Annotated in this window: 1 protein-coding gene; it reads right to left on the bottom strand. The window is 32.2% G+C overall.

Annotation, left to right across the window (positions count from 1 at the left end; translation table 11 throughout):
- Positions 1-385, bottom strand: a 385-nt coding sequence (locus ABD296_RS49380; RefSeq protein WP_344285457.1) for a TonB-dependent receptor, incomplete at both ends; no start/stop codon positions are given.

The raw sequence follows: 385 nt of genomic DNA on the forward strand, positions 1-385 counted from the left end.
TGTTAAACGGCCTTTCACATAATCTCCAAAAAGAGAGCCGTGATAAACAGAATTAAATTGATACCCTATGTTGCCCTCTAATCCATAAAAATTAGCAGCAGACTGGCTATAATGATTAATACGTAGTGTATGCTGATCTCTAACTTTTGTAGTTCCTAAAACTTCATTGAGTGTCTGTAAATATATATAGTTATCAAAATCATAATAGTAAGTACTGATTTGATAATCAAGTAAATCATCCTTATAGGCCAGACTGATTTCTAAATTATTGGATTTCTCTTTTCTTAGAAAGCGGTTACCTATTTCAAAAGAATTAGTAGCGAGATGCATACCATGAGTATACATTTCTTGTGCATTAGGTAATCTTTCTTGATGTGTACCTGTT

Origin of the sequence: Actinomadura napierensis (genome assembly GCF_039529375.1) — a bacterium.
Taxonomy (GTDB): Bacteria; Actinomycetota; Actinomycetes; order Streptosporangiales; family Streptosporangiaceae; genus Spirillospora; species Spirillospora napierensis.